A 21,381-nucleotide genomic window follows, 5' to 3' on the forward strand; every position below is an offset into this window, starting at 1 on the left:
GAACATCTTCACGCGAGTTCACGAAACTCCGCCGGACTCATGCTGTTTACGGCATCCTCGATCTCTTTGGCTCTAGTCATCAGGGACGGCCAGTCATTGGTCCAAAGCACAAGGATCGCGATCTTCCGAACCGCGATGTTCTGCTGGTAGCCCAGATTCTTGTCGGAGGTGATGAACAGGTCGAACTCCGCCTCGGCCAGTTTCAGCAGCTCGCCATTTTTGACCTCCTGCCATCCACGCCTGCTGGCATGCTCCACGGAATGATCGCCCAGATGCCTGCGCAAAGGCATGGGAACACAGGCATCCAGAAGAATCTTCATGCTGCCAGGCTAAGCGTGGAGCTGACAGTCGAACGCCCTGCCGCAAAGGAGAGCACCTCTTTGACCTGCTGGTGCGTCACTCCAGGAAACCACTCCAGAAAATCAGCGATGCTCGCTCCGCTGCCGAGGTTGTTGAACAGCGCGGAAATTGGAACGCGCGTGCCGCGAAATGCTGGCGCGCCGCTGAGGCGCTCAGCGTCGATCCAAACCGACGGACATTCAGACCAGTCAAATTCCTTCATGCCATGAGTATCGCCACACCACTTCCTAAATCAAGCCTCGGGATAGTGCCTTCCCCCGACGTGGATTTTTCCGGAGAGCAGAAACGCTACCTCGAAGGCTTCTTTGCCGGCATCGCCGCTGGTGGAGTCTCGTTTGGTGATCTGGCACCTGCGCCTGCTGCCGCTGCTCCTGCGGGCCCCGCGCTGGATGACCTCACCAAGGAAGAGCGCATCAAACGCGAACTGCATCCGTTTGATGCCATCGAGCAGCTCGTCATGGACGCACGCTGGAATGCGAAGCCGGAACCTGAATCCGTCTTCCGCTACAAATGGAACGGCCTCTTCTGGCTCAATCCGGTGAAGGACGGCTACATGTGCCGCCTGCGCATTCCCGGTGGCATTGTGAAAAGCTACCAGCTACGCGAGTTGGCCGCCATCGCACGTGAGCTGACCACGGGTTACATCCAGATCACCACGCGCAACAACTTCCAGATTCGTCTCATCGAGCCGAAAAACTGCCCCGAGGTGCTGCGCCGCATTCAGGGCTGCGGCCTTCACTCCAAAGGTGCTGGCGCGGACAACATCCGCAACATCACCATGAACCCATGCGCCGGCTATGACCCGTATGAACTCATCGATGTGCGTCCGCTGGTGAATGAGCTCGCCACGCTCATCATTGCCTCCAAGGAGTTCTACGATCTGCCGCGCAAGTTCAACATCGCCTACGACGGCGGCGGCCTCATCTCCGCTGTGGAGGACACCAATGACATCGGTGCCAGCGCGGTGAAAATCGGCGAGAACAGCGAGGGCATCGAACCCGGCGTGTACTTCCGCATCGCGCTCGGCGGCGTCACCGGACATCAGACCTTCGCCAGCGACTGGGGCGTCATCGTGAAGCCCGAGCAGCTCAATGACGTCATGGTCGCGCTGCTGCGCGTGTTCATCAAATTTGGCGACCGCATCAATCGCAAAAAGGCCCGCTTCAAATACGTCGTCGAAGACAAGGGCCTGGACGGTGTGCTGGCAGAGACCGAGCAATTCCTCAAGTTCAAGCTCACCCGCCTCGAACCCGATGCTCCCTGCCAGGCGAAGCGCGAATTTTCCCAGCAGGGCCACTCCCATGTGGGCACCTTTCCGCAGAAGCAGGAAGGACTCGTTTACATCGGCGCGAGTGTTCCCGTCGGCCAGCTCACTGCGAAGCAGCTCGACCGCATCGCTGATCTCGCAGACAGCTACGGCTCGGGAGAGATCCGCCTCACCGTGTGGCAGAACTTTATCATTCCAAACATCAAGAGCGCCTACGCCGCGACGGTGGCGAAGTCCTTGAAGAAACTCGGCTTTCCCAGCGAGCAGTCGAATCTCAAAAGCGGCTTCGTTGCCTGCACGGGAAACAAGTACTGCAAGTTTGCCGCCAGTGACACAAAAGGGCACGCCATCGCCATGATGGAGTATCTCGACAAGCGCGTGAAACTGGACAAGCCCGTGAACATTCACTTCACCGGCTGCGCTCACTCCTGCGCCCAGCACTTCATGGGAGACATCGGTCTCCTCGGCACGAAGGTGAAATCGGAAAGCGGAGAGGGCTACCACATCACCGTCGGTGGCGGCTTTGGCGAGAACCGCAAAATCGGCCGTCAGATCTTCAGCGGTGTGGCCTTTGAATCTCTCGGCAGCACCCTCGAAGGCATGCTGAAGGGATATCAAAGCAAACGCACGGAGGGCGAGAGTTTCCACAGCTTCTGCAACCGGCACACGGTGGGGGAGCTGCAGATCGCATTCGATCCGGCAGCATGAGGTCGTGGCCATTTATGATTTACGATTTATGATTTATGATTTGGAAGACATGATCTCAGGCAGCGCGGGTGCTGTCCCTGAAATCATAAATCATAAATCAAAAATCATAAATGAAGCGCTCCGCGAGCAGCAGACGCTCCGCACGCCGGTGGCATTGTTTTCTGAAGAGTTTGATTCTCGCTCAGTGCGGGAGCGCTTCACACATCTCATACCGCTCAGCAAACCGAATACGGGCGAGCAGTATGCGTTTGAGGTCAATCTTGATGCCTGCACTGGGTGCAAGGCCTGCGTGGCGGCGTGTCATTCGCTGAATGGGCTGGATGAAGGGGAGAGCTGGCGGGACATGGGCCTGCTGGTGGGCACACGGAAGCAGCCCTATCTGCAAACAGTCACCACGGCCTGCCACCACTGTGCAGAACCTGCCTGTGCGGAAGGCTGCCCGGTGCTGGCCTATGACAAAGATGAGGTCACGGGCATCGTGCGTCATTTGGATGACCAGTGCATCGGCTGCAGCTACTGCATTTTGAAGTGCCCGTATGACGTGCCGAAGTTCAATTTCAAGCGCGGCATTGTGAGGAAGTGCGACATGTGTCAGGGCCGCCTGGCGGAAGGTGAAGCACCTGCCTGCGTGCAGTCCTGCCCCAATGAGGCCATCAAGATCAAGGTCGTGAAGCTCGATGCCGTGGCAGACCGTGGCAGCATCATTGCCGGGGCGTTTGACTCCAGCTACACGCGGCCCACCACACGCTATGTCTCTTCTCAGCCGGTGCCTGCTGCCGCCAGAGCCGCGGATGCCGGACGGCTGGATCTTGATCCCGGGCATCACGATCCGCTCGCATGGATGCTGGTGCTCACACAAATGAGCGCGGGCGGATTCATCGGCTGCGCCATCGCGCTGTGGATGCACTGCCTCACGCTGACTCAGGCCGCGATCACCAGCGCGGCGGCGCTAGCTGTGGGAATGATTGGCGTGGGTTTGAGCACACTGCATCTCGGGCAGCCTTTGAAAGCCTGGCGCGCCTTTCTCGGCTGGCGCAAATCATGGCTGTCACGCGAGATCATGGCCTTCGGCGCGCTGCCTGCGGGAGGAGCTGCCATCTTTGCCGCATGGTGGCTGGGAGATTTGGAATGGATGAAACTTGCGGTCACCGGCACGGCGCTCGCGGCCGTGGCAGCGGTCTGGTGCTCGGTCATGGTCTATGTGGACACACGCCGGCCCTTCTGGTCGCTGAAGAATGTGGCCGCCAAATTCCTTGGCACCATGCTGCTGCTGGGCGCGGGCTTGTGCGCCACGGTGTGGAGCTGGGCAGGTGTGGTCGTCTTCCCATGGGCCATGGCTGTTGCGCTGGCATGCCGATGGGCTGTGTCGGCGCGTGAAATTTCAGCCTATCGTAGCGCCCTGCAGGATGAGGACTGCCCCTGGCACAAATCGGCGCGCATCATGCAGAAACATCTCTCAGCGCAGATGGAAGTGCGCGCGTTTCTCCTCGTCGCCACGGGGCTGCTTATTCCGGTGTTGATCTCCTCCGGCGCCTCGGTGCCGTGGATGCTCAGCCTCTCTCTGCTGCTCACGTTTGGCAGCCAGCTGCTGGAGCGGCTGCATTTTTTCATCGCCTCCGCAGGCTCAAAAATGCCGGGCAACTGATCTGATCATGATGAAGATACCTGCCATCAAACTTCCCGCCCTGACTCTGCGCGAGTGGGATGGTCCTTTGACGGCTGATCTCGTGCGCGAGCCTGCGAAGTTTGGACTCGGGCAGGTGCCTGCGCATCTGGCGCCGGATGCCGCCACGAAGGCCATCTGTGGCTTTTGCTCCACCGGCTGCGGTTTGAAAATTCATCTCAAGGACGGTGCGGCAGTTAATCTCACGCCAGATCCCGACTACCCCGTCAATCTCGGCACCGCCTGCCCCAAAGGCTGGGAGGCGCTCAGCGTGCTGGATGCCCCGGACCGCGCACGCATGCCGCTGCTGCATGGCAAGGAGGTCGATTGGGACACCGCGCTGCAGTATTTTTGCGATCAAATGCGCGCCGTGCAGGCCAAGCATGGCCCCGAGGCTGCGGCGTATTTGAGCACCGGGCAGATCATGTTTGAGGAGATGGCCTTCCTCGGCGCTCTCGCCAAATTTGGCATGGGTATGATCCATGGCGATGGCAACACCCGCCAATGCATGGCCACCGCCGTCGCCGCCTACAAGGAGAGCTTCGGATTTGATGCGCCGCCCTTCACCTATGCCGATTTTGAAGAAAGCGATGTGCTCGTCTTCATCGGGGCCAATCCCTGCATCGCCCATCCCATCATGTGGCAGCGCGTGCTGCGCAACAAACGCCAGCCACAGATCGTCGTCGTCGATCCCCGCACCACGGAGACGGCCATGGCAGCCACCCAGCATTATGCCATCAAACCCAAAAGCGATCTCGCGTTTCTCTATGGTATCGCCCATCTCATCATCCGCGACGGCGGAGTGGACACCGCTTTCGTGGAGCAGCACACCAGCGGCTTTGATGAGTTTCAGTCGTTCCTCGCGGACTTCCATCCGGCGCGGGTCTCGCAGGAGACGGGCATTAGCGTGCATCGCCTGCTGCATCTCGCGCAGACCATCATCTCAGGAACGCCGCGCGTCTCCTTCTGGTGGACCATGGGGGTGAATCAGGGACATCAGGCCACACGCACCGCGCAGGCCATCATCAATCTCGCTTTGATGACGGGCAATATCGGCAAGCCCGGCACCGGTGCCAACTCCATCACGGGCCAATGCAATGCCATGGGCTCGCGTCTGTTCTCAAACACTACCAACCTGCTCGGCGGCCACGACTTCCGCAATCCACGCCATCGTGAAAAAATCGCCGCCGCCACGGGCATTCCGGTGGAGCGCATTCCAGACCGCCCCAGCCTCGCTTATGACCAGATCCTCAAAGCTGCGGATGAAGGCACGGTGAAGGCCATCTGGTTTGTGGCCACGAATCCGAGCCACTCCTGGATCGATCAGAACGAGATCAACCGCATTCTCGACAAGCTCGACTTTCTGGTCGTGCAGGACATGTATTGCAGCACTGAGACCGCCAAGCGTGCGCACCTCGTGCTGCCTGCCGCAGGCTGGGGAGAAAAGGAAGGCTGCTTCATCAACAGCGAACGCCGCATCGGTTACAGCCCCAAGGTGCGTCGCGCGCCCGGTCAGGCGCTGGCGGACTTCCACATCTTCCGCCTCATCGCCCATTACTGGGGCTGTGCGGATCTGTTCCGTGGCTGGAGCACTCCGGAGGCGGTCTTCCGCGTGCTGCAGCGCTGCACGGAGGACCAGCCCTGCGACATCACTGGTATTTCCGGTCATGAGATGCTGCAAAAATCCGGCGGCGTGCAGTGGCCTCTCCCCCGTGCCGCGAGCGATGAAATCCGCGCCAGCAAGGAGCGCCGCCTGTTTGCGGACGGCCAGTTCTACACCCCTGACAAGCGTGCGAAGTTCCTCTTCGACGAGCCGCAGCCTGCGCCCGAACTGCGCAGCGATGAGTATCCCCTCATCCTCATCACCGGTCGCGGTACCAGCGCGCAATGGCACACCGAGACGCGCACGGGGAAATCTGCCGTTCTTTCGAAGATGAAGCCGGAGGAGTTGATGCTCGATCTGAATCCGCAGGACGCATACCGCCTCAGCATCCGCGATGGCATGCACGTCCGTGTTGTATCAAAACGCGCGATGCTCTCTGCGATAGCCCGGCTGACGACAACTGTTTCTGCTGGGGAGGTATTCCTCCCGATGCATGATCCGCGAGTGAACCAGCTCACGCACGCGTCGTTTGATCCCCACAGCCGCCAGCCCAGCTACAAGCACTCGGCGGTGCGGGTGGAGAGGTAGTCCCAAGTGATGCGGGCACTCCTGCCCGCAACGAACATCCTGGGTGCTTCGAATTGCGGGCAGGAGTGCCCGCATCACTTATCCAATCCGCCGAACACTCTTCAGCACCAGCGTTGGCTTCCCATCCTCGCGTGCCTGCGCCAAGTCCACGCTGAACTCGGCCTGCCAGTCGTTCAGTTCTTCGGGATCGATGAGCACCTGGCACACGCGCCATGTTGCGTGGTCCTCGCTCGGTTCCACGTAGGTGTGGCGACCGTTGCGGGCTTCGTTGTCCAGGCGGATGCGCTCGTGGTCGGCGTAGTACGGCTCCATCTGCGCAGCCAGGGTGTCGGCATTCCATCCACCTCCCACTGTGCCGATCGCTGCGGCATAATTCTCCAATGAGAGCCCGCGCAAAAAGCGGAAGATCTCTGTGCGAATGAGCGCGGTGAATTCACGCTTGTTGCGTGTGATGTCTGGGGCCTCTTCGCGTTTCTCCTTCGCCTCATCCGGGTTGAAATTGGGGTCCCGCATGCGTTCCCACTCATCCAGCAGGCTGGAGTCCGTGCCGCGCAGCACACCGGCGATCCATGCCTCCATCTCCTGGACCGGCTCCGTCTTGAAGTTGTCGGGCACGGTTTGAGCCAGCACTTTGTGCACGCTGGAAAGGTGCCGCAGCAGCACGCCCTCCGTACGCTGCAAGTCATAGTCATTGATGTAGTCGCTGAAGCTCCTAAAATTCTCAAACATCTCCCGTGCGATGCTCTTGGGCCGGATGTTCTCCTGACCGACCCAGGGATGCGCGTCGCTGAAGGCGTTGAAGGTGTTGTAGATAAAGTCGCGGCAGGGCTTCGGATATTCCAGCTCCTCCAGTTTCGCGATGCGTTCCTCAAAGGGAATGCCCTCGTTCTTCATCGCCACCATGGCCTCGTCCTTCACCTGATCGAGCTGACGGCGCAGAATGATGTCCGGGTTTTCGAGGATGGACTCGCACAGCGTCATCACATCCGCCGCATACGTGGGTGATCCAGGATCAATCAGCGCCAGCGTGTCGATGAGATACAGCGAGAGCGTGTAGTTCAGCGAGAAATCCTCCTGCAGCTCCACATTCAGTTGCAGCTTGGTGCCGTCCGCATCGCGCTGCTTGGGCGGGATGATCTCGATGATCTTCCGCTGCACCAGGGAGCGAAACAGCTCCCACGCCCGTTTCTCATGCTGTGTCTTCGCTTTGGTGGTCTCATGCGAATCCGCAATGAGCTGGTGCATGGCCGCGCACTCATCGCCCTTGCGGCTGAGCACTTGCAGCAGCATGCCGTGAGAAACTTGGAAGCGCGATGCCAGAGGCTCAGGCGCGGCGTTTTGCAGCTTTTTAAATGTGTCCTCGTTCCAGCCCACGAAACCCTCGGGCGGTTTCTTTTTCACCATCTTGCGCATCTTCTTCACATCGCCGGCCGCCTTGGCCTCCATCTTCGCATTCTCCACCACATGCTCCGGTGCCTGGCAGACCACGAAGCCCACATCATCATAGCCGCGACGTCCCGCACGTCCGGTGATCTGGTGGAAATCACGTGCGCTCAGCGTGGCCACCTTCTCACCGCCATACTTGCTCAGCCGCGTCAGCAGCACGGTGCGGATGGGCACATTCACACCCACGCCCAGCGTGTCCGTGCCGCAGATGACCTTCAGCAGCCCACGCTGCGCCAGCTTCTCCACCAGCACGCGATACTTCGGCAGAAGCCCCGCATGATGAATGCCCACGCCATGGCTCAGATACTTCTTCACCTCCTTGCCATAGGGACTGGTGAATTTCGCGCTCGCCATCGTTTCTTTGATCGCCGCTTTTTCTGCTGCGCTGCAAAAATTCAGGCTCATTAAATCCTGCGCGGCTTGTGCGGCCTCATTCTGCGTGAAGTGCACCAGATACACCGGTGCTTTGTTTACCGCCACGAGTTCTTGCAGCGTCACATCCACCGATGTCTGCGCATAGCTGAACTCCAGCGGCACCGGGCGCTCATACGCGGCCACGATGGTCGTCTCCGCTTTGGTCAAGCGCATCAGTCCTTCCTTGAAAAAGTCGCTGCCGCCCATGGTGGCGGACATCAGCAGAAAGCGTGCGTTGCTCATCGTTAGCAGCGGCACCTGCCACGCCACGCCGCGTTCCCTGTCCGAGTAGTAGTGAAACTCATCCATGATCACCTCGCGGAAGGGCGCGTCGGCTCCATCGCGCAGCGCGTAGTTGGCTAAAATCTCCGCCGTGCAGCAGAGGATGGGCGCGTTGCGGTTCACCGTCGCATCTCCGGTGGCCATGCCCACGTTGTCCGGGCCAAAGTCGCGGCAGAGCGAGAGGAATTTCTCATTCACCAGCGCCTTGATCGGGCAGGTGTATACGGAGCGTCGGCCCTTTGCCAGTGAGCGGAAGTGCAGCGCCAGCGCCACCAGTGACTTTCCCGAGCCCGTCGGTGTGTTGAGGATTACATTGCGATCATCAAAAAGTTCCAGAATGGCTTCCTCCTGCGCCGGGTACAGCTCCAGGTTTTTCTCTGCTACATAGTCCAGAAACGCCGCCAGCAGCTCGTCATTTGAGCAGTCAGTGGATTTGGGCAGTCGGCGCAGCAGCGGGTGGTCGGTCATGAGCACTCACCCATAGAATGGCACGAGTGCACCGCAACTGGTCTGGTATCAATCCCATCAACTCCAGTTGCGGCGCAACTGGACTACTTTCAAAACGGCGGCGGCCCAAAGCCCGGCGGCGGGCGCATTCCGGGAGGACCTCCAGGCGGGCCACCACCAGGGCCACCACGCCTGCCACGCCCGGGCGGACCAAAGCCGCCACCGGGAGGTCCGCGCCGTTCAAAGCTGGCATCCGGCGTGCCGGCAAACTGGCGTGGAATGTAGGGATAGGTGTCGGTGAGCACGTAGTGGTAGGTGCCCTCAGGAAACTCAGGCGTCACGCCGAAGCGCCCGTTGCTCGCATCCAGATCGCCTTTGCCCTCGATGTATTCGTAGTCCTGCACAAAGGCGCCGTCATACTTGCCACCGGGGGATTCCGCTGGGCGCGTGCCTTTTTTGATGTCATAGCTGGACGTGAGTTTCTTCAGCGGGCTGCTGGCGTTTTTCGCTTCGCTGTGGCCCCACTGGTTATAGATGGGGAAGCCATCCGCGGCCCAGCCCACGAGCACCATTTTGGTTTTGTCGCCACCGGCTTTCTCGACGAGGCCGGTTGGGATGCCATGGTAATGGTAGGCGCCGTTTGGCTGCACATGTGCATTGCTGGCATCCAGCCCGAGATCGATCGCGCCTCCGTGCGGTTCATACTGCCAGCCGCTGCTCGGATTGCCCTGCCACCATTCTGCGGCAAAGGGATCAAACACCACGCCATTCACCGCGATGCCAAAGGGCTGCATGCGAAAGGGGGAGGGCTTCTCCGCGAGTTTGGGATGCAGCGGCACCTTGTAGTCATAGCTCTGCGGACCGATCACATTCGGATTGTGCCGGTTCGGAAACTGGCCCGGCGTGTGGTCGGGTATGCCATTGGCTTGAATGCGGCGGTATTGATCATCCGTGGTGATCTTCACCACACTCGGCGGCAGCTGTGAGGATGCCGCGAGGCAGGCAGACACAAAAACAGCACCGCTGATTTTCAGCAGCAGGGCAGGGGAGATGGAAGAGCGACGGGAACGCATGTCGTCCAGCATAACCCTTCCTCTGTTATTTCGTTACAAAAAATAATCTCCGCGCCTATGGCGACGATTCCTGCTTGCTTCCGGGGGCTGCTTCCGGTTTGCATCTCCACCATGCCGCAGGCCCCACGCTCAAACCCCAGCCGCATCCCGCAGGTCGCCGTTCTCGTCGATACCTCACGTTCGTACGGGCGTGACATCGTGCGCGGCGTGCGTCGTTACGTGGCGGAGCATGGCCCTTGGTCTCTCTATCTGGAGCCGCGCGATCTTCGCAGCCGCTTCCCCGACTGGCTCAAAGACTGGCCCGGCGATGGCATCCTCTCCCGCACCGTGGATGACGCCCTTCTGCGCCAGCTCAAGGCCACCAAGCTCCCCGTCATCGAGCTGCGCACCACCGTGCTGCCTCATTCGTTTCCCTTCGTTGGCATGGACAACAGCATCGTCGGCACCCGCGTGGCGGAGCATTTGCGCAATCGCGGCTTCCAGCGCTTCGCCTGCTACATCGACACCTCGGAGGCCTTCTTTGTCGAGCGCAGCGAGTACTTCGCGCAGACTCTGCGTACTCACGGATTTGAGTGCTCCATGTTCAAATCGGGCAGCGCAGGCAAAAAGAAGCCTCTCCGCTGGGACGAGCACCAGCGCGCATTGTCCGAATGGCTCATCTCTTTGGAAAAGCCCGTCGGCATCTTTGCCGTGAATGATCAGCTCGGCTTCTGGCTGCTCGATGCCGCACGCCGCGCCGGCATCGCCGTGCCGGAGGAGGTCGCCGTCGTCGGTGCGGAGAATGACAACATGCTGTGCGATACCGCATCGCCTCCTCTCTCCAGCGTGCGCCTGCGCGGTCAGGCCGTGGGGTACGAAGCCGCGCGCATCCTCGATGAATGGATGTCAAAGCAGCGCATTCCCAAGCAGGGCGAGAAACACCTGCTCGCCCCCGGAGACATCGTCGTGCGCCAGTCGAGCGATATCGTCGCGGTGGAAGATCCACGCATTGCCGCTGCGCTGCGCTACATCCGCCAGCATGCCACTGAGCAGATCGACGTCACGCGGGTGGCACGCGAGACCGCCCTCTCCCGCAGCGTGCTGGAGCGTCGTATGAAGGCGCTCATCGGCCGCAGCCCTGGGGAGGAGATCAACCGCATCCGCTTTGCCGCCGTGGAAAAGCTGCTGACGCAGACCGATCTTACGCTCGATGCCATCGCCGCGCGCTGCGGCTTTACGCACCCGCAGTACATGGCCGGGGCGTTCCGGAAGCGCGCGGGTATGACGCCCGGGGAGTTTCGGAAGCAGCGCTCGGTGTGAGGTGTGGAGGGTTAGGAGCCAAATGAATTCCCAGCAAGCGCCTCCGCATCAAGGCACCGGCTTCACGCTGGTGAAGATCTTGCCCAGCGCTTCCAGGCTTTTCTCGCTGTCCCGCTTTGAGACCCAGTAGGTCACGGTCAGCAGCCTGCCACTGCCTGCATCGGTGGAGAGAAATCCGATCACCGTCGGCCCCCACTCCCTGCTGTTGCCAGTCCAGATGAAGCGCTTCCATTTGCGCCCGCCCTCTTCGAAATCCTTCACTGCCTTCGTGGCGGTGTCCACGCTCACCTCGTGCTTTTCCGTGAGCCATTGGATGCTGTCTTCGATGAGAGACTCCACTTCCTCCTCGGCCACCACTTCCAGATAGATCGTGGCCACATTGTCCGGGGACTCGGCCAGCACGCCGGTCGCGGACCTCTCCGGCATCCAGTCATCTGGGAGGTTCGCGGTTACCGCCGGTTTCACCTCCGGCAGCTTCATGGTGGCCGCGGGTGCCAGCGCAGGAAATGCGGTGAGCAGCAGGGTCGCGGCGATCTGCGCAGGCTTCATGGCAATGAGACGGTTGTCATCCGTTCATCGCACCTCCGGGCCGCCCTGGTCTCCTGTCATTTTTCCTCTGGAGGGAGGTCCCGCATCCGGAGGCAAAAAAAAGCGGGGCGGATCACTCGATCCGCCCCGTTTTTTGGAAGTGCGTACCAACAGCCATGCAGGAACCACTCACTACTGAAATTTGTTTGTTTGTCAGACCGGCGGCCTTGTGCCGTTCCCGTTGTCTGGTGGTAGATTCGCACAACCCGGCCGGAATGTGTCAGAACGGTGTAAGAGCTTGGCAAGGAAGATGAAAATCCGTCCGCCTCATGCCGCTGCCTCCCGCAGTCATTTTCACCCCTCCTGCGCCTGCTTCTTCCGCCGTTTTTGCAGCAGCACGGCCCCCATCAGCAGTACGATCACGAGATTGACCACCAGCGCGGAGACGTGCACGAAGGTGACCTTGCGATAGATCGCATACACCTCCAGCGGCAGGTAGATGCAGCCGCCCAACAGCGCCAGCCACTCCGCCCATGTCTTTTGTTTCCACAGCCCGTAGGCCTCCACCAGGCGGATCGTGGAATACAGCAGCGCCATCCCCGCCATCATCCACAGCCGGTGGTCATTGAGCTTGTCCATCAAATCCATGAAGATATGCGGATACTTCCTCGCCGGATTCAGGTGCATCTGTCTCACGATCTGGCCGCTCAGCTCGTGCAGATCCCGGTGCAGCAGCCCCAGCAGGCCAAAGCCCGCCAGAAGCACGACGATCCCTTTGGCGGCTTCGAGAGCAGCCACCACATCAAGACTTTTGCGCAGGCGGGAGGGGGTCATCATGAAGCATGCGCGAAAGGTATGGTGCGGCAATCAGAAATCGGCATGCATCTCGGTGCATCGTAGCGGGCACCACGATCGGATGTGCAGTGCATGGCCTGAATGCTCCAAATCGGGCGCGTTTTTTGAAGAAAAAATGACACCCTTTGAGTGGGGATGAACTCATCCTCTCAGCGCTGGATTCGGCATAGGTGAGGCATGTATGCCGTGGTGATGCGACCAAGGAGGCATGGGGGCTGTTGCTTTTTGTTCTCTCCTGCGCGGAGCGTTGTTTGAGGGGCTTATTTGAGAATAGGCGTGAGTCCTACCCAATGCTTTCGCGTGATTCGCTCAAAGACCGCCTCCACAGGCCTCGTATTCACTCCTGCCGGCCACCGCGCGTTGCTTCACTTTACTTTGAAGCTCGTCGGCTTAGTATCGTGCATCCCCATATGAGACTTCGATTGAAAAGCGTCCTCGTCAGGTTTTTTGAATCTGCTGAAAAATCCACGGCAGGAGGGCTGAAAGTCGCCCCATGGAAAGCGCTGATGTGCATCGGCATGGTGGCCAGCTTTTCCCTCAGCAGCTGCAAAGAAAGCGGCCATGCCCACGCGCACGGAGAAGAGGAGGAGGAAGAGTCCCAGCTGCTTCTGACCAACCCGATCCGTCGTGACATGGACCTCAAGCATGAGTTTGTGTGCCAGATCCGCTCGTGCCGGAACATCGAGATCCGCGCTCTGGAGCGCGGCTACCTGGAAAAGATCTTCGTCAATGAAGGCCAGCTCGTCAAAGAAGGGGAGCCCATGTTCAAGATCCTCGCCCTGGCCTACCAGGCGGAGCTGAAAAGCGCCGAGGCGGATGCCAAGGTCGCGCAGGTCAAATACGAGAACACCAAGCGCCTCACGGAAACGTCCGTCGTCTCAGACCGGGAGCTCGCCATGGCCAAGGCCGAATGGGACGACAAGCTCGCCACGGTGAACCTCAAGCAGGCGCACCTCGGCTTTACCGACATCAAGGTGCCCTTCACAGGCATCATGGACCGCCTGCACCTGCGGAATGGCAGCCTCGTCAACGAGGGGGACCTGCTCACCACCCTGTCTGACAACAGCGAGATGTGGGTGTATTTCAATGTCCCCGAAGCCGAGTACCTCGAGTATGCCTCCCATGAGCAGTCCGAGGAAAGCAAGCAGGTCCGCCTCATCATGGCCAATGGCCAGCTCTTCAATCAGAAGGGCCGCATCAATGTCATCGAAGGCGAGTTCGACAACCGCACCGGCACCATCCAGTTCCGCGCGGACTTCCCGAATCCTGACCGCCTTCTCCGCCATGGCGAGACCGGCAACATCCAGATGACCAAGTCTCTCAAAAACGTGGTGCTCATCCCGCAGAAGTCCACCTTCGAGCTCGATGGAGAGCACTATGCCTTCACCGTGGACAAGGACGAAATCCTCCACCAGGTTAAGCTCACGATCACAGATGAACTGGAAGACCTCTTCGTCGTCGGCAGCGGCGTCACCGAATTTGACCGGATCATCTTTGAAGGGCTGCGGCAGGCACACGATGGTGCCAAGGCCCATGAGTATGAGTTTGTGAAATCAGAAGAGGCCTACAAGCACCTCAAGCTGAAGGCAGAGTAAAGGCAGCCGTGTAACAGCGGCAGGACGAGAGATATTCAACCATGTTTTCGAAGGTCCTTCAGCGGCCAGCACTGGCTATTGTGATCTCCTTGATCATCCTGTTTCTGGGAGGTCTCTCAATCATTCGGATGCCCGTGTCCCAGTTCCCGAATGTGGCTCCGGTGGTCGTGCTGGTAAACATCACCTACCCCGGGGCCAGCGCCAAGGTGCTGGAGGAGTCCGTGCTCAGCCAGCTGGACCTTTCCATCAATGGGGTGCAGGACATGAAGTACATGATCTCTGACGCCACGAGCGCCGGAGAGGCCACCATCCAGGTCGTCTTCCACCTCGGCACCGATCCGAACCAGGCCACGGTGAATGTGGTGAACCGCGTCAATCAGGTGAAAAACCAGCTGCCGCCGCTGGTGCAGCGGGAGGGCATCATCGTCACCAACGTCAGCCCGAACATGCTGATGTACCTGAACCTCTACAGCACGGACGAGAACGCGGACATGCAGTTCCTGTTCAACTACGCCTACATCAGCCTCCTGCCGGAGCTCAGCCGCATCCGCGGTGTCGGCTCCACCAAGATCCTCGGCACCCGGCAGTTCGCCATGCGCGTCTGGCTCAAGCCCGACCGCATGCGCGCCTACAACATCTCCACGGAAAAGGTCATGAAAGCTCTGGAGGAGCAGAGCGTCATCGGTACGCCGGGGAGGCTCGGGCGTGCCGACAGCAAGGTCTCCCAGTCGCTGGAGTACGTGCTCACGTACAAAGGCAGGTACAACAGGGCGGAGGAATACGAAAACGTCATCCTCCGCGCCACCCGGCAGGGCGAAATTCTTCACCTGAAAGACGTCGCGGACATTGAGCTGGGCAGCGAATTTTATGACCTCTATTCCGACCTCAACGGCCATCCTTCCGCCGCCATCGTCATCAAGCAGAGCTACGGCAGCAACGCCGCCGAAGTCATCAAGGCCATCAAGGCCAAGCTCGAGGTGGTGAAGAAAAAGTCCTTCCCGTCCGGCATGGACTACGAGATCAGCTACGACGTCTCCGCCTTCCTCGACGCCTCCATTGAGAAGGTGCTGCACACCCTGGTGGAGGCCTTCGTGCTCGTGGCGCTCGTCGTCTTCGTCTTCCTGGGGGACTGGCGTTCCACGCTCATTCCCACGCTGGCGGTGCCCGTCTCCCTCGTGGGCGCTTTCTTCCTCATGCAGATGTTTGGGGTCAGCATCAATCTCATCACCCTCTTTGCCCTCGTCCTCGCCATCGGCATTGTCGTGGACGATCCCATCGTCGTCGTCGAGGCGGTGCACGCGCGCATGCACGGCACCAGCCTCACTCCCTACGAGGCCACCTTGCACGTCATTCAGGAGATCGCCGGTGCGGTCATCGCCATCACCCTCGTCATGACGGCGGTGTTCGTGCCCGTCACGTTCATGTCCGGACCGGTGGGGGTGTTCTACCGCCAGTTCTCCATCACCATGGCGGCGGCCATTGTGCTCTCGGGCGTCATGGCGCTCACACTCACCCCCGTCCTCTGCGCCATGCTCCTGAGGAATGAGGGGCACGAGCCTCAGGCACGGCACCACCGCAAAGGTCCTGTCGCCTGGTTGCTCGGCCACTTTAACCGCCTCTTTGACCGGATCACCGATCTGTACGTCAGCCTTCTCAAGCGGATCGTTCACCGCCGTCTGGTCACCATCGCCGTGCTCGGCCTGGCCACGACGGCGGCCTACTTCATCAACAGCCAGCTTTCGCCCGGCTTTATTCCTGCAGAGGACCAGGGCATGGTTTACGCCATCATCCAGACTCCGCCCGGCTCCACCCTGGAGCGCACGTATGCCAAGTCGCGTGAGCTGCGGGACATCGCCAAAAAGATCGAAGGCGTCAAATCCATCTCCTCCCTCGCCGGTTACGAAGTGCTCACGGAAGGCCGCGGTTCCAATGCCGGCACATGCCTCATCGACATGGAAGAGTGGTCCAAGCGCAGCCGGACGGTGCCGCAGATTGTCCAGGAGCTTCAGGAAAAATGCCGCGCCATCTCCGGAGCCAAGATCGAATTCTACGAGCCGCCTGCCGTTCCTGGATACGGTGCCGCGGGCGGTTTCTCCCTGCGCCTCCTGGACATCACCAGCAGCGGTGACTACGACCGCCTGCAGGTGGTGAATGACAAGTTCATGGAGGCCCTGCACAAGCGCAAGGAGCTCAGCGGCCTCTTCACTTTCTTCAGCGCCAACTATCCCCAGATCGAGCTCGTCATCGACAACCAGGCCGCCATGCAGAAGGGCGTCTCCATCAAGACGGCCATGGACAATCTCGGCATCATGATCGGCAGCACCTACGAGCAGGGCTTCGTGCGCTTTGGCCGCTTCTTCAAGCTCTACGTCCAGGCCGAGCCGCGCTACCGCGCCCTGCCCAAGGATCTCAAGGACCTCTACGTCGGCAATGAAGACGGCGAGATGGTGCCTTACTCCGAATTCCTCACGCTCAAGGAGACTCAGGGCCTCAATGAAATCACCCGCTACAATGCCTATCCCGCGCCATCCATCCAGGGCGCACCCGCTCCAGGCTACAGCAGCGGAGACGCCATCAAGGCCATTCAGGAAGTCGCCGCCGCGACCCTGCCACGCGGCTATGACATCGGCTGGGCCGGCCTTTCGTTTGATGAAGTCGATCGCGGCAATGAGGCGATTTACATCTTCATCGTTGTCATCATGTTCGTTTATCTCGTGCTCGTCGGCCAGTATGAGAGCTTCGTCCTTCCGCTGGCGGTCATCCTCTCGCTGCCCATCGGCGTCATGGGCTCTTTTCTCCTGCTCGACACCATCGGCCTCGACAATGACATTTACGCCCAGGTCGGCCTCATCATGCTCGTGGGCCTGCTGGGAAAAAACGCCATCCTCATTGTCGAGTTCGCCTCGCAGCGTCATCAGAAGGGCATGTCTATCCGGGAGGCGGCCATCGAGGGCGCCCGCGTCCGCTTCCGCCCGATTCTCATGACCTCCTTCGCCTTTATCGCCGGCATGCTGCCGCTGCTGCGCGCCTCGGGGGCCGGTGCCATCGCCAACAAGACCATCGGCGCCTCCGCCGCCGGAGGCATGCTTCTGGGTACTCTCGTTGGTCTGCTCATCATCCCCGGCCTCTTCTACATCTTCGCCACCATTGCGGACCGCAGCAAGCTCCTGCCGAATGTGCACAGCATGCCCCTCAGCGAAGTCGAAGACCGCCTTCCGCCCCCTGAGATCGGGGAGCCGCAGATCTAGCGAAGGCGCTGAATAAATTAATACTGCAGAAAATGAAAAACCGCAGAGCACCTTAATTCAAGGCGGCTGGATTGTGGGCGGGGAGTAAATACAGAACGGGAGATTTGCACCGCAGAGCTTGAAACGCCGCAGAGTTTTCCAGAAGGGAACTCCGAAAGAATCTCTGCGGTGTGCTCATTCGGAAGCCTTGATTTGGAAGGATTTTCCTGCGGTCTTCTAAACTCTTGCGTTGTTAAGTCAGTGTTTCCCTTGAGCCTTCATGGGCCGGCATCACTTCCGCGTCACGCCGCTGGTTTTTCATGGGCGTCCAGCAGCTCCTGCACGCGCTGCCAGTCCATCACATGCTCCACCACCGGCCATGCGCGTCGTGTGGTCCGGTAAACGCCCAGGTCGCGCAGAAACGCTCCGGCAAACATCCCCGCAAACAACCCGCTCGCTGCCTCCGCATGAGGCCAGGCCCAAACGCCGAGTCCCCCGCACAGCACGATAAGCAGCAGCCAAGACTTCCACATGAGCCGCACAAATAGGCCGATGCTGTAGCCGGTTTGATGCATGCGCATTCGCAAGCGCAGAGTCTGGAGTTGGAATCGGGTCAGTTTCATGAGTTTTGGTGAGTTTGATTTTGAAGTGACATCATTCTGCAAACCTCACCGTAACACCCTCCATCTGCGCCGCTGCTTTCTCTCCGCGCTCCCTGCCCAGCACGCACATCGCTGTGGCCAGCGCATCGCTCGTGGTGCAGTCCGGCGCGATGACGGAGCAGGCGATCCTTGCCGTCAGTCCCATGCCTGTCTTTGGCGAAACGATGTGCGAATACCGCGTGCCTTCGATCTCGGTGAACTGATACAAGTCTCCCGAGGTTGAGACACCGCAGTTGTGCAGTCGCACGGAGATGAGATCCTCCTCCGGTGCGGGCTTGGCGAACTGGCGCAGCTTGATCTCCCACGCCTCCTCTCCGGGCGGCGGATCACCGATGGCGATGTCTCCACCCGCCATCACCAGCGCGTGCGTGATGCCATGCTCTTGCAGCACCTTCAGCCCCGCATCGGCCGCATAACCTTTGGCGATTCCCCCCGCATCCAGCAGAATGCCCGCCTTCGTGAGAGTGATGGTCTGCGTCTTCTCATCCAGCCGCACGGCGCGCCAGTCCGTGGCGGCTAGCGCCTGCTGCAGCCGGTCCGCGGGGGGCAGCTTGTGAGTGCGCTTCGTGCGCCGCCACAGGTGCGTCAGGTTCCCGCATGTGATGTCAAACGCACCGTCCGTCTGCTCCGCAAAATGCTGCGACCGTTTCACCACCGCAAACAAGTCCGCGCTCGCTTTGAAAGCCTTGTCCGGCCCGGCATTGCACAGCTGTATCAACTCGCTGTTCGGCTCGTAGTCCGAGAACACCGCATTGAGCGCGGCGATGCGTTTGAACGCTGCATCCGCGGCCTTCTCCGCCGCCTCCTTGCTCTCTGCATGCAGAGAAATCCGGAACGTCGTAAACATCAGCGGCGCGGAGAAATCAAAACGCTCCAAGGCCTGCGCGGGGAGGGTGCAGAGGAGGAGGCAGAGGAGGAGGCAGAGAGGGAGAATGAAACGCACGGCAGGATGAAGCCGCGAAAAAACGAAAGCTCAAAGCCAATTCGATTCGTTCTCGGATGGCGCGAAGAACAAATCGTAGGTTGGGCGTGTTTGGCGCCCATCGCTCACTCCATCATTTGCAGGCTCCTTCGCCAAACCGCCCGACTGCGAGGGCGCACGCCAGCCGCTGTGTTTCCCACACTCTCACAAACCACCCGACTGCGAGGGCACTCGCCAGCCGATGTGTCTGCAACACGCTCGCAGACGGGCGGGCTGTCGCCACGCCCATCCTACGAAACGCCTCGCACTCTGGCCGGTTGGGCGTGTGTAGCGTCGAGCTGGTGCTTTTGCCCGTAGTCGCATTCGCCAAACCGTCCGACCCTGAGCGCATTGATACGCTATGGCGCGGGAGCCGTCGGTACTGGGAGCGCCGGCATCCTGCCGGCTCTGGGCGTGCGGGCTTGCAGCTGCGCGGTGGTATCTATGCCAGCCAGAGGCGTCATGCCTCCTTCAGAACTCGGAGCATGATCTCATGGCGGAGCGCCCGCCTGAGCCGGCAGGATGCCAGCGCTCCCAGTACAGAATATCCCGGCGACGCACCAGTACGCTTGAGACCGCGAAGCCCCGACTTAGCGGAGGGCCTTTCCTGCCTGGCATCAAGCTGCGACCGAGTCATTGGTGTCTATGGCCCCCTTGACGGGCGGGTATATTGACAGGTGCACTACTTCAGCGCGGCTTTCGATTGCCAATGCCAAGGGGGACTGTGCAACTCGCAAGTGCGGTCTTATGACAGGAGACAACGCCAACACGATATTTTTAAAATGAACAGATCACTCATCGCTGTTTTGATTTGGATCGCGGGGTGCTCTGTCTTCGCATTGGATGAGCATGTCAAATATAAGCATCTGGCCGGATTTGAGGTGCCTGCAGAGTTCGACAACGTCCATCAATTCGCACCGCTTGGCTATCTGGCTACTTATCCAATAGATCCGGCTTACCATTTGAGCGAAAAGGAGCGAAATGCGGTCAGGGACCTAGTTGCCAGTGCGTACAGGTCGTCGATCAAGAAATACAGACAGGATTATGCGCTTCTGAGGACAACTGCGTTTTATAAGATGCTGCTAGCCAATTATCCCGATTTGAAAACTGTCAAAGCAGAGGGGAATGGCGTTTATTTGTTTGATATTTTGGAGGTGTTGCAAGCATCTCCCAAGGAGTGAACTTGCACGAACTCTGATTCGTTCCAACCAAATAGAGGGCATCAACTTTGGGCTCGCATCCCCACCCAACTCTCACCACGCCGGCTCCGCATGCAGCGCATCCGCCAGTCCCATCGCAGGCACGGACGCAATCGCAGACGCAGACGCGCTTACCGGCCGCACCCGCGTCGTGATCGGCTTGGCCAGTCCCTCGCAGGCACTTCTCAGGGCAGGGATCACCGCCACGCTTTGGCAGCGCACCAGCAGCACACGACGTTGTGGCAGACCGTGCAGGTAGATCACTCCACCGTCATGCAGTTGAATGATTTCCAGGCAATCCCCGCTGCCGGCGCGGCGGCCCAGCTCGGACGCCGCAGAGAGCGTGGCATGCGCCAGAACCAGAATGGCGGCCGTCGGGGGCTCGGCGTCTCCGGCACAATCCAGCAGGCGCCCCGCGTCATCGGCGACGGCCGCTTGAATGACTTCAGGCAGGGAGGCGAGAGCGGTGAGGTGCATGTTTAAAGTTCAAAGGTTTCAAGTTGGGCTCACGCAGCGAGGGCATGCGTGGGCAGCTCGTGCGGCGTGGCGGAGGTGCTGTCAGAAGGCGCGGTGCGCAGGCGGAACTGGTGCAGCACCGCCTGGGAGATGGCGTTCAGCGTGGCCAGCACATTGCGGCCGCTGCGCGCGTCTGATTCAAAGCTGAGGAAGGGCGTGGGCCGGTTGTTGAAAAGGTACTCCATGTACTCCACCGGCGCGGCATTGGGCAGATCGCGCTTATTGTACTGAATGACGATCGGGAGGCGGTCCAGCGAGCTGTCGTTCATGCGCAGGTTCGCATCCAGGCTTTGCAGAGACTGCAGGTTGTCGCGCTGGCGGTCCATCTGGGAGTCCGCCACAAACACCACGCCATCTGCCTGCCGCAGCACGAGCTGCAGCGTGGCATTGTACGTCACCTGACCCGGCACCGTGTAGAGGTGGAAGGTGGTCTTGTACCCCGGCAGCGCATCCGCCTCCACGGCCAGGAAATCAAAGAACAGCGTGCGGTCCTGCGCGGTGGAGAGGGAGACGAGGTCGCTGCAGCCGTTGGGATCCAGCTTGGCGTGGATCTGCTGCAGATTGGACGTCTTCCCGCAGAGCGGAGAACCGCAGTAAACGATCTTGAAGCTGACCGTGCGGTCTTCGTGATTGATGCTGGGCATGGCAGGAGAGAAGAACGTATGACAGGGGATGAATTTTCCGCAGC

17 protein-coding genes are annotated in these 21,381 nt (G+C 60.1%); 7 read left to right on the top strand and 10 right to left on the bottom strand.

The window, feature by feature from the left end:
• Window positions 1-8 precede the first annotated feature (8 nt).
• Window positions 9-320: a DUF5615 family PIN-like protein gene (locus tag ACILSR_RS04025; RefSeq protein ID WP_395748437.1), complete on the bottom strand. Its 312-nt coding sequence runs from the start codon at window positions 318-320 to the stop codon at window positions 9-11.
• The gene (locus ACILSR_RS04030; protein WP_395748438.1) at window positions 317-562 is read right to left on the bottom strand and encodes a DUF433 domain-containing protein; all 246 of its coding nucleotides are present in this window, start codon (window positions 560-562) and stop codon (window positions 317-319) included. The genes ACILSR_RS04025 and ACILSR_RS04030 overlap by 4 nt, the downstream gene beginning before the upstream one ends.
• A 3-nt stretch (window positions 563-565) precedes the next feature.
• Between ACILSR_RS04030 and ACILSR_RS04035 the strand changes: the two genes are divergently transcribed.
• Genes ACILSR_RS04035 through ACILSR_RS04045 form a run of 3 tightly spaced genes read left to right on the top strand, consistent with a single transcriptional unit; the run spans window position 566 to window position 6,189 of the window.
• Window positions 566-2,335 carry a NirA family protein gene (locus ACILSR_RS04035; protein ID WP_395748439.1) on the top strand — a complete coding sequence of 590 codons (1,770 nt, stop codon included), beginning with the start codon at window positions 566-568 and terminating at the stop codon, window positions 2,333-2,335.
• A 28-nt stretch (window positions 2,336-2,363) separates the two neighbouring features.
• Entirely contained in the window at window positions 2,364-3,980 is a 1,617-nt protein-coding gene (locus ACILSR_RS04040; RefSeq protein WP_395748440.1) for a DmsC/YnfH family molybdoenzyme membrane anchor subunit, read from the top strand.
• Window positions 3,981-3,987: 7 nt separating this feature from the next.
• Window positions 3,988-6,189, top strand: coding sequence for a molybdopterin oxidoreductase family protein (locus ACILSR_RS04045; protein WP_395748441.1), 2,202 nt, complete (start codon window positions 3,988-3,990; stop codon window positions 6,187-6,189).
• 78 nt (window positions 6,190-6,267) lie between these two features.
• On the opposite strand, the gene ACILSR_RS04050 is transcribed toward ACILSR_RS04045, so the two are convergent.
• On the bottom strand, window positions 6,268-8,799 hold the full coding sequence (locus ACILSR_RS04050; protein WP_395748442.1) for a DEAD/DEAH box helicase: 2,532 nt from the start codon (window positions 8,797-8,799) through the stop codon (window positions 6,268-6,270).
• Between the two features lie 89 nt (window positions 8,800-8,888).
• Window positions 8,889-9,851: a YHYH protein gene (locus ACILSR_RS04055; protein WP_395748443.1), complete on the bottom strand. Its 963-nt coding sequence runs from the start codon at window positions 9,849-9,851 to the stop codon at window positions 8,889-8,891.
• Between the two features lie 111 nt (window positions 9,852-9,962).
• Between ACILSR_RS04055 and ACILSR_RS04060 the strand changes: the two genes are divergently transcribed.
• On the top strand, window positions 9,963-11,150 hold the full coding sequence (locus tag ACILSR_RS04060) for a substrate-binding domain-containing protein (protein WP_395748444.1): 1,188 nt from the start codon (window positions 9,963-9,965) through the stop codon (window positions 11,148-11,150).
• A 48-nt stretch (window positions 11,151-11,198) separates the two neighbouring features.
• Here ACILSR_RS04060 and ACILSR_RS04065 read toward each other — a convergent pair whose 3' ends face one another.
• Both ACILSR_RS04065 and ACILSR_RS04070 read right to left on the bottom strand, forming a co-directional pair.
• Complete coding sequence (locus ACILSR_RS04065) at window positions 11,199-11,699, bottom strand: hypothetical protein (RefSeq protein WP_395748445.1); 501 nt, start codon at window positions 11,697-11,699, stop codon at window positions 11,199-11,201.
• A gap of 333 nt (window positions 11,700-12,032) precedes the next feature.
• Window positions 12,033-12,515, bottom strand: a complete 483-nt coding sequence (locus ACILSR_RS04070; RefSeq protein WP_395748446.1) for a DUF2127 domain-containing protein — start codon at window positions 12,513-12,515, stop codon at window positions 12,033-12,035.
• Window positions 12,516-12,943: 428 nt separating this feature from the next.
• On the opposite strand from ACILSR_RS04070, the gene ACILSR_RS04075 reads away from it, so the two are divergent.
• Complete coding sequence (locus ACILSR_RS04075; RefSeq protein ID WP_395748447.1) at window positions 12,944-14,128, top strand: efflux RND transporter periplasmic adaptor subunit; 1,185 nt, start codon at window positions 12,944-12,946, stop codon at window positions 14,126-14,128.
• A gap of 41 nt (window positions 14,129-14,169) precedes the next feature.
• Entirely contained in the window at window positions 14,170-17,376 is a 3,207-nt protein-coding gene (locus tag ACILSR_RS04080) for an efflux RND transporter permease subunit (protein WP_395748448.1), read from the top strand.
• A 281-nt stretch (window positions 17,377-17,657) separates the two neighbouring features.
• Here ACILSR_RS04080 and ACILSR_RS04085 read toward each other — a convergent pair whose 3' ends face one another.
• Together ACILSR_RS04085 and ACILSR_RS04090 are read right to left on the bottom strand one after the other, a co-directional pair.
• Window positions 17,658-17,978: a hypothetical protein gene (locus ACILSR_RS04085; protein WP_395748449.1), complete on the bottom strand. Its 321-nt coding sequence runs from the start codon at window positions 17,976-17,978 to the stop codon at window positions 17,658-17,660.
• A 31-nt stretch (window positions 17,979-18,009) separates the two neighbouring features.
• Window positions 18,010-18,960: an FAD:protein FMN transferase gene (locus ACILSR_RS04090; protein ID WP_395748450.1), complete on the bottom strand. Its 951-nt coding sequence runs from the start codon at window positions 18,958-18,960 to the stop codon at window positions 18,010-18,012.
• 800 nt (window positions 18,961-19,760) lie between these two features.
• Here ACILSR_RS04090 and ACILSR_RS04095 point away from each other — a divergent pair.
• Entirely contained in the window at window positions 19,761-20,159 is a 399-nt protein-coding gene (locus tag ACILSR_RS04095) for a hypothetical protein (protein WP_395748451.1), read from the top strand.
• A 72-nt stretch (window positions 20,160-20,231) separates the two neighbouring features.
• Here the strand turns inward: ACILSR_RS04095 and ACILSR_RS04100 are convergent, their stop codons facing one another.
• Together ACILSR_RS04100 and ACILSR_RS04105 are read right to left on the bottom strand one after the other, a co-directional pair.
• The gene (locus ACILSR_RS04100; RefSeq protein WP_395748452.1) at window positions 20,232-20,654 is read right to left on the bottom strand and encodes a hypothetical protein; all 423 of its coding nucleotides are present in this window, start codon (window positions 20,652-20,654) and stop codon (window positions 20,232-20,234) included.
• A 29-nt stretch (window positions 20,655-20,683) separates the two neighbouring features.
• Window positions 20,684-21,337: a GTP-binding protein gene (locus ACILSR_RS04105; protein WP_395748453.1), complete on the bottom strand. Its 654-nt coding sequence runs from the start codon at window positions 21,335-21,337 to the stop codon at window positions 20,684-20,686.
• Between the last annotated feature and the right edge of the window lie 44 nt (window positions 21,338-21,381).

Origin of the sequence: Prosthecobacter sp., from assembly GCF_044222565.1 — a bacterium.
Lineage (GTDB): Bacteria > Verrucomicrobiota > Verrucomicrobiia > Verrucomicrobiales > Verrucomicrobiaceae > Prosthecobacter.

Excerpts from the sequence above, each read along its gene's own strand:
- ACILSR_RS04025 (WP_395748437.1), bottom strand. The coding sequence starts at position 320 with ATGAAGATTCTTCTGGATGCCTGTGTTCCCATGCCTTTGCGCAGGCAT.
- ACILSR_RS04030 (WP_395748438.1), bottom strand. The coding sequence starts at position 562 with ATGAAGGAATTTGACTGGTCTGAATGTCCGTCGGTTTGGATCGACGCT.
- ACILSR_RS04035 (WP_395748439.1), top strand. The coding sequence starts at position 566 with ATGAGTATCGCCACACCACTTCCTAAATCAAGCCTCGGGATAGTGCCT.
- ACILSR_RS04040 (WP_395748440.1), top strand. The coding sequence starts at position 2,364 with ATGATTTATGATTTGGAAGACATGATCTCAGGCAGCGCGGGTGCTGTC.
- ACILSR_RS04045 (WP_395748441.1), top strand. The coding sequence starts at position 3,988 with ATGATGAAGATACCTGCCATCAAACTTCCCGCCCTGACTCTGCGCGAG.
- ACILSR_RS04050 (WP_395748442.1), bottom strand. The coding sequence starts at position 8,799 with ATGACCGACCACCCGCTGCTGCGCCGACTGCCCAAATCCACTGACTGC.
- ACILSR_RS04055 (WP_395748443.1), bottom strand. The coding sequence starts at position 9,851 with ATGCGTTCCCGTCGCTCTTCCATCTCCCCTGCCCTGCTGCTGAAAATC.
- ACILSR_RS04060 (WP_395748444.1), top strand. The coding sequence starts at position 9,963 with ATGCCGCAGGCCCCACGCTCAAACCCCAGCCGCATCCCGCAGGTCGCC.
- ACILSR_RS04065 (WP_395748445.1), bottom strand. The coding sequence starts at position 11,699 with ATGAAGCCTGCGCAGATCGCCGCGACCCTGCTGCTCACCGCATTTCCT.
- ACILSR_RS04070 (WP_395748446.1), bottom strand. The coding sequence starts at position 12,515 with ATGATGACCCCCTCCCGCCTGCGCAAAAGTCTTGATGTGGTGGCTGCT.
- ACILSR_RS04075 (WP_395748447.1), top strand. The coding sequence starts at position 12,944 with ATGAGACTTCGATTGAAAAGCGTCCTCGTCAGGTTTTTTGAATCTGCT.
- ACILSR_RS04080 (WP_395748448.1), top strand. The coding sequence starts at position 14,170 with ATGTTTTCGAAGGTCCTTCAGCGGCCAGCACTGGCTATTGTGATCTCC.
- ACILSR_RS04085 (WP_395748449.1), bottom strand. The coding sequence starts at position 17,978 with ATGAAACTGACCCGATTCCAACTCCAGACTCTGCGCTTGCGAATGCGC.
- ACILSR_RS04095 (WP_395748451.1), top strand. The coding sequence starts at position 19,761 with ATGAACAGATCACTCATCGCTGTTTTGATTTGGATCGCGGGGTGCTCT.
- ACILSR_RS04100 (WP_395748452.1), bottom strand. The coding sequence starts at position 20,654 with ATGCACCTCACCGCTCTCGCCTCCCTGCCTGAAGTCATTCAAGCGGCC.
- ACILSR_RS04105 (WP_395748453.1), bottom strand. The coding sequence starts at position 21,337 with ATGCCCAGCATCAATCACGAAGACCGCACGGTCAGCTTCAAGATCGTT.